This is a genomic window from Armatimonadota bacterium, assembly GCA_013314775.1.
Classification (GTDB): Bacteria; Armatimonadota; Zipacnadia; order Zipacnadales; family JABUFB01; genus JABUFB01.
This window is the reverse complement of record JABUFB010000023.1, coordinates 1-13,137: the sequence shown is the minus strand read 5'-3', so window position 1 is coordinate 13,137 and position 13,137 is coordinate 1. Positions and strand designations below refer to the sequence as shown.

Here is a 13,137-nt window from a genome sequence, read left to right as displayed (position 1 = left end):
ACGGACCTTGACGTCAACGGGAACATTGTTTACATTGACTCCAACGGGAGCACACTCCCCCGGCCAGGAGGCGCCCGGTGCCTGCCTCTCCCCCATCCGACCTGTCCTTCTTCCTGGATGAAGAGCTCTATCCTGCCCTGTGGGAACGCCTGGACAGTGCTTTCCCCGAATTCGGCTTCGTCCTGCGGGGCGATCACTGGCAGGCTACCCATGAGACCGCAACCCGCGCTCTGCCCGGTGCTCCCCGCCCGGACCGCGTCTGGGCCTACCGAGACACCCCCTTCGGCATCAAGATTCACGGGGGCGGCTTCGTCCCGTGGTTGGAGTACGCCGCCGGGCAGAGCAGTCTGCGTGGCGAGGCCTTCCTGAATGCGGTGCGGGACCTGTGTCTGCGGGCCGGGGTGAGTTTCCCGGAACGAGAGCGCTCGCCGCAAGCCCTTCAGGCGGCCGCGGAGCGCCACCGCAAAGCCGACCTGCTTGAAGCGTTCACGGCTTGCGCGGCCGAACTGCTCCACACCGAACAGGGGGAGGAAGCACGGCATTACCTGGAAGGCCGCGGGTTCACTGTCCAGCAGATGCGGGATTTCGAGCTGGGCTGCTACCCTGGGCCGGAGGAGGTCCTGCGGGCCCTCACGGACCAGGGCTACGGCGTGGAGGAAGTGCGCGAGGCGGGGTTGGCGCCGGGGGCTTTCGACAGCGGCCAGTCCGTCCTGCACCTGTGGCCCGGGCGCATTGTTGGGCCGTGGCGCGACCGCGCGGGGCGCATTGTGAACGTGTGGTCCCGCGCGATTACTCCCGGCGAGCCGGGCAAGAAATATCTCATGCTGCGCGGGGGAAGCCGGGCCAGCCCCTTCGGCCTGCACAATGCTCGCGGGCGCGACCTGGTGCTGGTGGAGGGCATCCTGGACGTGCTCAGCCTGCGGGCCGCCGGGGTGGAGAACGTGGTGGGGCTCGGAGGGGCCGGGCTGGGGAGCGAGCAAGTGGAGGCCCTGGCCCGGTCCGGGGTGCGCAGCCTGACCCTCAATCTGGATTACGACCCCTCGCCGGAACCCTGCGTGGAGCATCAAGAGCCGGCTTGCCCCCACTGCTATCCGGGCCTGCTCGGGACCCTGCAGGCGATTGAGAAGCTGGGAGCCGCTGTTCCCGAAGTCTACGTTGTTCCCCCGGTATGTATGGCTGATAACGGGAACGTTGATGCAAAGGTTGACCCGGACAGTTACCTCCGCCGGGCCGGCGCAGATGCCTACCGCGAATTGCTCCGGCAAGCAGTGCGAGGGCCGGTCTTCGCAGCCTCCTGCATCCTGGAGCGTGCCGATCTGTCCTGCGTCATGGGCAGGGATCGCGCGGTGAGTGAGCTCCTGGACCTCGCGGCGCGCACCGTCGACCCACGGGATCGGGAGGCCGTCTGGAGGATAGCAGCGGAGCGTTGCGGCTACAGTGAGGCGTGCCTTGCAGAGCTTGCTCAGCGGCGCATGAAGGAGCGGGAGCAGGCACGGCGGCGTCGGGAACTCGCGGGCATTCTCGAGGCGGCGCGCCGACAGATGCAGGAGCAGCCCCCGGGCATCGTTGCCGCGACGGTGGGGGAGAGGTTAGCGCGGTTCGGCCTGGATGACACGCTACATTCCCCGACCCTGTGCATCGATGAAGTTCTGGAGAGCATCCGCACGGCTTCCGAGGGCCGGCGCAGTGGCTGGGGAGCACTGGACGACCTCGGGGTGCGCTTCCACCCCGCGGAGCTGACGATCATCGGCGCCCGCACCGGCCACGGGAAGACCACGGTGCTCCTGGGACTGCTACTGAACTGGCTTGCGCGTTACAAGCAGGACCGCTTCTGCTTCTTCTCATACGAGCTTCCGCCGGAAGCTGTTGTCCTGAAACTTGCCTCCTGCCTGACGCGGCGCAATGGGGGGCGCGGTTGGACGTACTATGAGATCCGCGACTGGCTCCAGGGCACTGAGCGTGTCCAGGGATACCCGGCCGCGGCGGAGCTTGAGCAGGCGCTGGACCAGTTGCGCCAGGACCAGGACCGGCTCCACGTGATCTATCGCCCTGAATGGTCGGTGAGCGAACTGTTCGCGGCCGCGCTGCAGGTGGGGCAGAGGGGGCCGGTGGGGGGAGTGCTGGTGGATTATCTGCAACTGGTGCCGCCACCCGCGGGGCAGTATGACCGGCGAGACATCGAAGTGTCCCAGGTTGCGCGACGGCTCAAGGCGCTGGCCGTGGAATTGGCCTGCCCGGTGGTTGCCGCTGCGCAGATCGGTCGGCAAGCGGCCCAACAGGGCGAGCGCATTCCCGACGGAGAGTTCGACAGCCGCGGGGTGCAGGAGGCCATCCGCAAGCGCCGCCCGCAACTGCATCACCTGCGTGAGGGGGGCAGCGAGCAGGAGGCCGACCTGGTGCTGGGTCTGCTGAACTACCGTGCGGATTACCTCGAGGACCGGGAGGACGTGGCCGGCGGGGAGCGTGACCGCCCCGGCCCTCTGGAAATCCTCGTCTTGAAGAACCGCTACGGGCAGATGGGACTGGCGCGCCTGACCCTCGAAGGGCGCTGCGGCCTGATTCGGGATATGCAGGTGGGCGACGAGGGCCAATAGACGGGCCGCGCAGCCCCGAAATCAAAACAGCTTGCGATCCGAGGCAACGCGTCATGAGAATCATCGCCGTCGTCAATCAGAAAGGCGGCAGCGGGAAAACAACCACGGCGGTGAACCTGGCCGCGGCGCTGGCCGAACTGGGGCGCAGAGTGCTGCTGATCGACCTTGACCCTCAGGCGTCGGCCAGTTCGTGGCTCGGGATCGGCGACGGCGGGAGGGGTCTTCTGGACGTATTGACTGATAACGGGAACCTTGCTGATATTACGGCCGAAACGGACATTACGGACCTTACGGCCGTTCCGGCCTCCATGTGGCTCGTCGGGGCGGAGAAAGCCCTGGCAGGGGAGGTGGGAGCGGAGTTGATTCTGCGCCGGGAGATCGCAAAGCTTCCCGCAAGCCGCTGGGATTACCTGTTGATGGACTGCCCCCCGAGCCTGGGGATACTCACCGTCAACGCTCTCGCGGCGGCGGAAGAGGTGCTGATTCCGGTGGAGGCTCACGTGATGGCGCTGTCGGGTTTGGCGCAGTTGCTCCAGACCATTGAGGTGGTGCGTGAGCGCCTCAACCCACCGTTGCGGGTGAGCGGCATCCTGCCCTGCCGGGTGGACAGCCGGACCCGGCACGCGAGGGACATCGTGCAGGCCCTGCGAGAGCGGTTTGGCCCACAGGTATACGCGACGATCATCCGGGAGAACGTGCGGCTGGCGGAAGCGCCGTCTTTCGCGCAGCCGATCACGGCTTACGATCCCCACAGCCCTGGAGCCCAGGACTACCGGGACGCGGCGCGGGAACTGGTGGCCCAGGAGGCGGGGTAGAGGGGAGAGGCGGAGTTTTGGGGGACATTAGCAGAAATAGCATAAATGAAGGAAACGTTCCCGTTAGCGATATTTCATGCAATGATGAGAATACAGGGAAAGGAGACATCCCCATGAGCAAGCGCACCACGATTGGCAACAATCCGCTGGATGCGGTGGTCCCACAGTCGGTGGCGACGCAGGATACCCCGGCGGAGACAGCAGCCAGGCAGCCGGCCTCGAAACGGCCGAAATCCTCGGCATCAGGTGTGGCCTCAGTGACGGCTGCCCAGGTGGTGGAATCAGCCGATACGCAGCCACCGGCCGGGGAGAAGACTGCGAAGGAGCGGCTCACGGTGCACTTGCCGGTGGACTTGATCGACCGGGTGAAGAATGCCGTGTACTGGACGCCGGGGCTGACCTTGGCGGCGCTGGCGGAAGACGCTCTGCGCGCGCGGGTGGAGGGCATGGAGGCGGAGAGGGGAGAGGCGTTCCCCGCCCGCACGGAGCCCCTCAAGGGCGGCAGGCCGTTGAAGTAGTCAATGCGCCGGGGTGATGCCCCGAATTGGTGCCCCGCGCTGAAGCACGGGGCTAGGGGCCTGCGGCCGAGCGTCCTGAGGGACGCAAAGGCTGAGGAGATTGCCGGCCGGGACGGTCGGCCTATGCGATTGATGGGGACGGTCGACGCCGTTTGCCGTTTGCCGTCCAATGCCGTTTGCCGTTGCCGTCCAGCCCCGAAGGGGCGTCAGCCTCTTGCCACCAGCGTAAGCTGGTGGAAACAGGGCCCCTCCTTCGAGATTATAAGAGCCCCCGAAGGGGGCGTCAGGTGCCCCGGGTTGGCGCCCCGGGTTGATGCCCCGGGTTGAAACCCGGGGCTAGGGGCCTTCGGCCGGGCGTCCTGCCGGACGCGTGGGGCGAGCGTCCAGATCGCCCTGTGAGCGCGTTTTATGGAGCGGGCGGGGGTAAGGGTGCGCCCGGAATCGGGGGTTCTGCGCCGGTGAAGACCCCGTGTGGGGCATCGTTTTCCGGGCAAAAATAGTTTATGATAATGGGCGAAATAGTTCGTGAGAAAGGAGATGCAGACCCTGGAAAACACCGATCTCGCCATCCTCCCATCCAATTCCGCCGAACTCCTCATCCCCACGCAATTCCCGCCCGATCGCAATCCCGCCCTTGTCTATCTCGCCGCACTCGCGCCCTCCGGAAGGCGCGCCGTGGAAGGACGCCTCAAACTCATCGCAAACCTGCTCGGGCATGAGCGTTTCGATGCCCTCCCCTGGCACCTGCTGCGGTATCAGCATGTGGCTGCGATCCGCGCGAAACTCGTGGACATCGGCCAGGCGCCGGCCACGGTGAACCTCGCCCTGTCCGCATTGCGCGGGGTGGCGAAAGCCGCCTTCAACCTGGAGCTGATCACCGCCGAGGAGTACCAGCGCCTGCGCAATGTGCCCACTGTGAAAGGCGATCGGCTCCCGGCCGGGCGGCATGTGGCCCCCGGGGAGCTGGTAGCCTTGCTGGATGTGTGCGCGCGGGATGCCGGCCCTGCGGGGGTGCGGGACGCGGCGATTATCGGGCTCATGTATGCCGCCGGGGGTATGCGCCGGTCGGAGATCGTGGGCCTTGACCGCGCCGATTATGACGCCTCTACCGGGGAGCTTCGAGTGCGCGGGAAGGGCTCCAAGGAGCGGTTGGTCTACGTGGACAATGGCGCGCGGGATGCTCTGGAAGACTGGCTGCTTGTGCGGGGAGATGAGCCGGGCCCGCTCATGGTGCCGATCAACAAGGGCGGGGCTCTGCAATGGCGGCGCATGACGGATCAGGCGGTGTACGGGATCCTGCGCAAGCGTGCGGGGCAGGCGGTAGTGGAGCAAGTCAGCCCCCACGATCTGCGACGCAGTTTCGTGTCAGACCTGCTGGATGCCGGGGCGGATATCAGCACGGTGGCGAAACTCGCAGGTCATGCCAATGTTCAGACCACGGCGCGCTATGACCGCCGGGGCGAGGAGGCCAAGCGCAAGGCGGCGGCTTTATTGCATGTCCCTTATCGGCGGAAGGGGTGAGGGTGAGGGGTTTGGCGGCCGGGTTGATGCCCCCCGTAGACGCCCCGGATCGGTGCCCCGGGTTGAAACCCGGGGCTGGGGGCCTTCGGCCGGGCGTCCTGAGGGACGCGAAGATTGACGCCCCCCGTAGACGCCCCGCGCTGAAGCACGGGGCTGTGGGCCTGCGGCCGGGCGTCCTGCCGGACGCGAAGATTGACGCCCCGGGTTGGTGCCCCGGGTTGAAACCCGGGTTGATGCCCCGCGCTGAAGCACGGGGCTAGGGGCCTGCGGCCGGGCGTCCTGAGGGACGCGAAGATTGACGCCCCGAATTGGTGCCCCGCGCTGAAGCACGGGGCTAGGGGCCTGCGGCCGGGCGTCCTGCCGGACGCGAAGATTGACGCCCCGGGTTGGTGCCCCGGGTTGAAACCCGGGTTGATGCCCCGCGCTGAAGCACGGGGCTAGGGGCCTGCGGCCGGGCGTCCTGAGGGACGCGAAGGCCGAGGAGATTGCCGACCAGAGCGCGTCGGTCGAGCATCGCGACAAGCCGTTGCCGTCCAGCCCCGCAGGGGCGGAAGCCCTTTGCCACCAGCGTCAGCTGGTGGAATCAGGCCCCTCCTCAAGATTATAAGAGCCCCCGAAGGGGGCGGCAGGTGCCCCGCGCTGAAGCACGGGGCTAGGGGCCTGCGGCCGGGCGTCCTGCCGGACGCGAAGGCCGAGGAGATTGCCGACCAGAGCGCATAGGTCGAGCATCGCGACAAGCCGTTGCCGTCCAGCCCCGAAGGGGCGTCAGCCTCTTGCCACCAGCGTCAGCTGGTGGAATCAGGCCCCTCCTCAAGATTATAAGAGCCCCCGAAGGGGGCGGCAGGTGCCCCGGGTTGAGTCGGTGCCCCGAATTGACGCCCCGCGCTAAAGCACGGGGCTATAGGCCTGCGGCCGGGCGTCCTGCCGGACGCGGAAGCCCCTCGGAACCTTGCGCCCTGTCCCAAAGCGTTATACTCTTCGTCCCAACAAAGATGCAGTCTCTCACTCATGGAGCGTGCCCGCGGTGAACACCCGGTCTTTGAAGATCGGCGCCATTGTCCTCGGCCTGCTGATCGTGGTGGCCCTCAGCCACAAGGTCACCAACAGCGATCTGGAGGATCTCGCGCCGAAGAAGAAAACGGAAGAACCGGCCAAGCCCCAGAAGGCGGAGAGTCAGGAGCACAGCAAGGGGGAGCCGGTGGAATTGCCCAAGCCCATGGGGTCACCGAATGCGGCCGTAAAGATCAACGTCTACGTCACCTCGGACAACACCTGCGACACCACGACCCTGGGCGCCATGAAAGAGCTTGCCAAAGAGCTGGGCGACCGGGTTTATGTGAAGTTTGAGGACCTGCTGGAAGAGGACACGCTGAAGGAAGCTCAGAAGGCGAAAATTGGCTGCAAGAGCGGGATCACCATCAATGGCAAGAGCAAGTTCATACTTCCCGACCGTGGCCTGAAGGGTGCGATTTTGCTGGACGGTCCCATCGGCCAGACGAACTATGACATGCACGACATCAAGGACATTGTCTATCATCTGCTCGATCAGAAAGGGCAGGTGACCAAGGAGGAACTGGCGGCGCACGAGGCGGAGGCGGCCAAGGCGTTGGGGCCGGACGGCAAGCCGAAGCGGTAGTTTTGGCGGGGGATTTGAGGTTCGCGCCCGGAATATATAACCATGGGATTAGTGCCCCTGGGGTCACTTGTTCCATGGTTATTTCTTTTGGGTGAAGGGCCTTGCGTCCACCACCGTTTGTCGTCCAGAAGGGCCATCAGCCTTCTGGACGCCCGGCCGCAGGCCCCCAGCCCCGGGTTTCACCCCGGGGCACAACCCGGGGCGCGCCAACCCGGGGCGTCTGCCGCCCCCTTCGGGGGCTCTTATAATCTGGAGGGGGGCCCTGATTCCACCAGCTTACGCTGGTGGCAAGAGGCTTCCGCCCCTGCGGGGCTGGACGGCAACGACAAACGGCGTTGACCGCCCCCATCAATCGCGTAGGCCGACCGTCCCGGTCGGCGGTCGTTTCGACGGTCGTTATTGGAGACGAAGCAATCTCCTCGGCCTTCGCGTCCGTCAGGACGCCCGGCCGAAGGCCCCCAGCCCCGTGCTTCAGCGCGGGGCGTCTGCGCGGGACGGGAAAGCCCGTCCTCAGGACGCCCGGCCGCAGGCCTATAGCCCCGTGCTTCAGCGCGGGGCACCAATTTTCGCGTAGGCCGGCCTCAAAATAGGTTTCTTGGACACAAAGGATTTTCTCAATACAACGCGAACAAAATCATATCACATATCCTTGGAGGTGTCAGGATGAGGTGCAAGGGGTTCACACTGATTGAGCTGCTCGTGGTTATCGCGATCATCGCGATCCTGGCCGCCATTCTGTTCCCCGTGTTCGCGCGGGCCAGGGAAAAAGCTCGGATGGCAAGCTGTTCAAGCAACCTGAAGCAGATCGCTCTGGGGGCGCTGATGTACGGTCAGGACAATGACGAGATCTACGTGGGTTGGAATCAGGGCGCGAGCTGCAACGCTCCGGGAGGGTCGTGGCCGGAGCACGTGATCTTCCCGTACGTGAAGAATAATCAGTTGTTCATCTGCCCCAGCAAGATTTTCACGGGACGCACCACCTGCTCCTATTGGTCCTCATGGGCCAATGCAATGAACCTCAACAGCAGCTATGGCTGGAACTGCCGGGGTCTGGGCAATGGCCGCGGCACAGAGATGTCCAAGGTTCAAAAGCCCGCGGAACTGTTCTGGGCGGCGGATGGCGGCAATCCGTGGCGGCCCTGGAAGCGGAACCCGGTGGGATGCGGCGCGGGGTACACCTCGGACGCCACCGAGCCCCACAATGAGGGCCGCAACATTGCCTTCGTGGATGGGCACGTGAAGTGGATGAAGTCCAGCAAGGCGTACGCTGTAGACAAGGCGACCATGGACACCTATCTGCCCTGGGCGAACGCGAACTCCTACCCTCCGGGCTGGTAGAGGCCGGGTGCGCAGCGAGGCTGTAGGCTAGTCGCAGGCGCAGAAGAGTTGGGCACACCAAAGAGCGGCGCGGAGGGATTTTCCTTCCGTGCCGCTCGCCGTCCGTAGGACAGGGAATCCTGCCTGTCCATTGGTTGCCTTCGGTTGTGGAAAGCCCATAACGATTACGCCGCCCGTCCTGGTCGGCGGATGTCGGATTTCTGCCGCCCCCTTCGGGGGCTCTTATAATCTGGAGGGGGCCCTGATTCCACCAGCTGACGCTGGTGGCAAGAGGCTGACGCCCCTGCGGGGCTGGACGGCAACGGCGAACGGCCTGTTGAGCGGGACGCTCAGCCTTCGCGTCCCTCAGGACGCCCGGCCGCAGGCCTCTAGCCCCGGGTTCCAACCCGGGGCACCGATCCGGGGCACCAACCCCGCCTTGCCCCTTTCTTACTACTCCTGAAGCCTCCCTGGAGGAACCTTCGTTCGCGTCGCCCTTGTTGAAGGTCTTGGCCCGAAGCGCTTCATTGGAAGCCCCTCGGAATGACGCGCTGCCAATGGCGCGCTGCGTGCGCAATGACCTGAATCACTCTCGGGAGGCTCCCCCCGGACATGCTCTTGCAGTATGCGTGGAAAGGCTTCTGGCGCCGGCGCACCCGAAGCATGCTGGCGATTATCGGCATTGTCCTCAGCGTCGGCCTCCTGGTGGCCGTAGTCACCATCACCCGGTCCGTGGAACAGGCCGTGGCCTCCTCTTTGGATGCCGCCGGCGCCGATATGGTCATTCAGAAGCGGGTCAAGGCCTGCCCCTTCAGCATCATCAAGCTCCCCAAGGACCTCGCCACCATCCCCGCCGATGTGGTCGCAAAGCTGGCCGAAGACGAAGCGGTCCAAGAGGCCACCGGGGTCCTGGAACTGTGGGCCTTTCACATTGACGAGAATGCCGCCCCATCGGCCGGGGGCAGCGACCTGGGTTTCCCAAAACCCGGCGGGACGGCGATGCAGGAGGATAGCCAGGGCCTGCCCATGATCGGCGGCAAGGCTCTCCAACCTACGGTTGTCGCGGGCATTGACCCCTCGAAGAAGACCATCGGCCCGGTGCGTATCGCCACCCGTGAGGAAGTGGGCGAGGACGAGACCTGCTGCGCCGTGACCAAGGGCCGCTATCTCGTGCCCAATGACGATTACCATGCGATGATCACCGAGGACTATGCGAAGGCCAAGGGGCTGACGGTGGGCGACTATATCCCCCTGGGGCTGGAGCACAAGTTCGAAGTGGTGGCGCTCCTGGATGTGAGCGCCTCGGCGCGCATTGCCGGCGCGGAAGCTTTCATCCCCCTGGCCACCGCCCAGGAGCTTCTCGGGCAGGGTGAAGTGGTGGACACCATTTTCGTCTCCCTGGCTCATGCGAAAGGCACCGAGCGGGTGAGTGAGCTGGCGTCTCAGTTGATCGGCCAGAACGTGAGCATCACCACGGAGAGCGATGTGGACGCGGGCACTGCAGCATTGGCTTCCGTGACCCGCCATTCCCTCCTGGCGATCTCCGGATTCGTCCTGTTTTTCGCTTTGCTGATCCTGGTGCGTAATGCTCTGGACAATGTGGCCCAACGGGTGGATGAAGTCGGCCTGATGAAGGCCATCGGTTGGCGCAATGCGGACGTCGCCCGGTTATTCGTGGTGGAAGCGGTGTATGCGGCATTGATCGGCGGGGTGATCGGCAGCGTGCTGGGGAGTATCGCAGGCTGGGCATACGGGCGCATGGCGGAGCTTGAATTGCCGGCATCGCTTACCAGCTTTCCGCCGTGTTCGACGACCCCGGCACCGCTTGCCTTGCGCCTGTCCACGGATCCGCAGCCGGCAGTTTTCCTGCTGGGTCTTGGGATGGCGCTGTTGATCGGGGCGATTGCGGGTCTTGCGGCTTCGAGCAGAGCGGCGAAGCTGGACCCGGTGGATGCCTTGCGGAGGCTGTAGTCGATGCCCCGGGTTGAAACCCGGATTGACGCGCCCCGGGTTGGCGCCCCGGGTTGAAACCCGGGGCTAGGGGCCTGCGGCCGGGCGTCCTGCCGGACGCGAAGGCCGACATCCGCCGACCAGGACGCGTAGGTCGTCGGTGCCCCGGGTTGATGCCCCGGATCGATGCCCCGGGTTGGTGCCCCGCGCTGAAGCACGGGGCTGAGGGCCTGCGGCCGGGCGTCCTGCCGGACGCGAAGGCCGAGCGTCCCGCTCGACAGGCCGTTTGCCGTTGCCGTCCAGCCCCGAAGGGGCGTCAGTCTCTTGCCACCAGCGTAAGCTGGTGGAATCAGGGCCCCCCTCCAGATTATAAGAGCCCCCGAAGGGGGCGGCAGACGCCCCGGGTTGATGCCCCGGGTTGAAACCCGGGGCTAGGGGCCTTCGGCCGGGCGTCCTGCCGGGACGCAAAGGCCGAACAGATTGCCGACCGTCCCGGTCGGCCTTCGCGAAAACCGCTTTTCGAGGTCTCGCCCATGAATGCCGAGTACATCAGCGTCAACCAGGTCAGTCGCAATTACCGGCGCCCCTCGGGGGAAGTCGAGGCCCTCGCGGAAGTCTCCTTCTCCATCCGCCAGGGCGAACTGGTGGGCCTCGTGGGCAAGTCCGGTTCCGGGAAATCCACTCTCCTGAATATCCTGGGCGGCCTGGATCGGCCCACATCGGGTCAGGTTACCGTGGGCGGCACGAACCTGGGCGAACTGGATGAAGCGGGTCTTGCCCTGTACCGCCGCCAGACCGTGGGCTTCGTCTTCCAGGCGTCTAATCTCATCCCCGCCCTCACCGTGTTCGAGAATGTGATGCTGCCGCTGGTGCCCGTTGCCATGAGCGAGGCCGAGAAGATCGCGCGGGTGGAGCAGGCGCTGGATGAGGCGAACATCGCCCATCGCGCAAGCCACCTGCCCGGGGAACTGTCAGGCGGCGAGCAGCAGCGGGCGGCGGTGGCAAGGTCCGTCGTCAATAACCCCCAGCTCATTCTCGCGGACGAGCCTACCGGCGAACTGGACGCGGAGAATGCCAGTCGGATTATGGAGCTCCTGCAGCGGCTTCACGACGAAGGCCGAACAGTGATCATCGCCAGCCACGATGCGGCGACCATTGACGCGACGGATCGGGTGGTGCGCCTGAGCGACGGGGTCCTGATTCACGACGAAGGGGCATAAGGCGGCGGGCGTTTGAGGCGACCCGGGTTTGCGCCCCGGGTTGACGCCCCGGATCGGTGCCCCGGATCGACGCCCCGGGTTGAAACCCGGGGCTGGGGGCCTGCGGCCGGGCGTCCTGCCGGACGCGAAGGTCGACATCCGCCGACCGGAACGGTCGGCCTACGCAATTGATAGCGACGGTCGACGCCGTTTGCTGTCCAACGCCGTTTGCCGTTGCCGTCCAGCCCCGAAGGGGCGTCAGCCTCTTGCCACCAGCGTAAGCTGGTGGAATCAGGCCCCTTCTTCGAGATTACAAGAGCCCCCGAAGGGGGCGGCAGAAATCCGCGGCATAACGTAACGATCGACCTCCTGGAGGGACCACAACCATGCACCGTCTTCCCCCCTTCCTCATCGTCCTGGCATTGCTCGCCGTCATCATTGGCTGCTCGAAGAAAGAGCCTGCCGCGAACCCGGTCATGGACCCCAAGATCGTGGCCAAGCCCGGTGAAGACGCCGCCGCGGATGCAACACAGTCCGGAAAGATCAAGGTCACCGCGTATATCAATGTGTCCTCCGGCTGCCAGGCGCCCACCGTGGACCTGGTCAACAATCTCGGCATGGATTACGCCGACCTGGTAGACCTGGAGATCGTCAATTTCGGGTCTCCCGAGGGCGAACGGCGCTGGCGCGAGGATGGCCTGGACTGTATGGCGATCCTGTTCGACAAGGGCGAGGGGCCCAGTCCCGCGTTGAAATTCCCCGGACGCGACGGCAAGGAGAAGACCGTGGTCTTCTTCATGCCTGCCGGGTTCAGCTGGGAGCATGAGGACCTCGAGGACGCTTTCAAGGCCATGAAAGACGGTACGCTGCAGATTCTGAGCGAAGAGGAAGCCCGCAAGGAATTGGAGCCCAAGGAAGCAACCATTACCACGAGCTTCAAGGAAGAGGCGGGCAAGGGGCAGGTGCTCATCGGCGACGCCGTGGTGATCACCGTGGAGAAGGACGCGGGGGATGTGAAGGCGATAGACCGCGCGAAGGCGGCGGCGAAAGTTCTCGGCGACTGGGCGCAGAAGCCGGTGCACCCCAGTCAGGTGAAAGTGGAGGCCAAGGACAAGCTGGCCGCGCTCAAAGTGGGGGAGACCACGGTGATCGAGGCCACGCAAGAGGATGCGAAGGCGGCTGGAGTGAAGGGCCCGAAGGCGTTGGCGACGCAATGGGCCGAGGATATTCGCAAGGCCATCGTGACGGCGGTGCGGGAGTAATAGCGCGAGCCGGATAGAAACGCCGGACCGCCGTCCGCACCATCGGTGCCCCGGGTTGTAATCCGGGGCACCTGCCGCCCCCTTCGGGGGCTCTTATAATCTGGAGGGGGGGCCCTGATTCCACCAGCTTACGCTGGTGGCAAAGGGCTTCCGCCCCTTCGGGGCTGGACGGCAACGGCTTGTCGAGAAGCTCGCCCTTTGCGACCTGGTCGGCAATCTCCTCGGCCTTCGCGTCCGGCAGGACGCCCGGCCGCAGGCCCCTAGCCCCGTGCTTCAGCGCGGGGCACAACCCGGGTTTCAACCCGGGGCACCAATTCGGGGCACC

General features: G+C 65.4%; 9 protein-coding genes. All 9 read left to right on the top strand.

Annotated features, from left to right (window positions below):
- The first annotated feature begins 77 nt into the window (after window positions 1-77).
- The 9 genes from HPY44_21490 to HPY44_21450 all read left to right on the top strand — a co-directional run bounded on the left by HPY44_21490 (window position 78) and on the right by HPY44_21450 (window position 12,812).
- Window positions 78-2,594 (top strand): toprim domain-containing protein, encoded by a 2,517-nt coding sequence (locus HPY44_21490; protein ID NSW58594.1) that lies wholly within the window; start codon window positions 78-80, stop codon window positions 2,592-2,594.
- A gap of 53 nt (window positions 2,595-2,647) precedes the next feature.
- Window positions 2,648-3,409, top strand: coding sequence for a ParA family protein (locus tag HPY44_21485; protein NSW58593.1), 762 nt, complete (start codon window positions 2,648-2,650; stop codon window positions 3,407-3,409).
- A 113-nt stretch (window positions 3,410-3,522) separates the two neighbouring features.
- Window positions 3,523-3,927: a hypothetical protein gene (locus tag HPY44_21480; protein NSW58592.1), complete on the top strand. Its 405-nt coding sequence runs from the start codon at window positions 3,523-3,525 to the stop codon at window positions 3,925-3,927.
- Between the two features lie 537 nt (window positions 3,928-4,464).
- Complete coding sequence (locus HPY44_21475) at window positions 4,465-5,448, top strand: tyrosine-type recombinase/integrase (protein ID NSW58591.1); 984 nt, start codon at window positions 4,465-4,467, stop codon at window positions 5,446-5,448.
- Between the two features lie 1,039 nt (window positions 5,449-6,487).
- Window positions 6,488-7,084: a hypothetical protein gene (locus HPY44_21470; GenBank protein NSW58590.1), complete on the top strand. Its 597-nt coding sequence runs from the start codon at window positions 6,488-6,490 to the stop codon at window positions 7,082-7,084.
- A 663-nt stretch (window positions 7,085-7,747) separates the two neighbouring features.
- Window positions 7,748-8,422, top strand: coding sequence for a DUF1559 domain-containing protein (locus HPY44_21465; protein ID NSW58589.1), 675 nt, complete (start codon window positions 7,748-7,750; stop codon window positions 8,420-8,422).
- Window positions 8,423-9,013: 591 nt separating this feature from the next.
- Window positions 9,014-10,372 (top strand): ABC transporter permease, encoded by a 1,359-nt coding sequence (locus tag HPY44_21460; protein NSW58588.1) that lies wholly within the window; start codon window positions 9,014-9,016, stop codon window positions 10,370-10,372.
- A gap of 512 nt (window positions 10,373-10,884) precedes the next feature.
- Window positions 10,885-11,571 (top strand): ABC transporter ATP-binding protein, encoded by a 687-nt coding sequence (locus HPY44_21455; protein NSW58587.1) that lies wholly within the window; start codon window positions 10,885-10,887, stop codon window positions 11,569-11,571.
- Window positions 11,572-11,936: 365 nt separating this feature from the next.
- On the top strand, window positions 11,937-12,812 hold the full coding sequence (locus tag HPY44_21450; GenBank protein ID NSW58586.1) for a hypothetical protein: 876 nt from the start codon (window positions 11,937-11,939) through the stop codon (window positions 12,810-12,812).
- The last annotated feature ends 325 nt before the right edge of the window (window positions 12,813-13,137 follow it).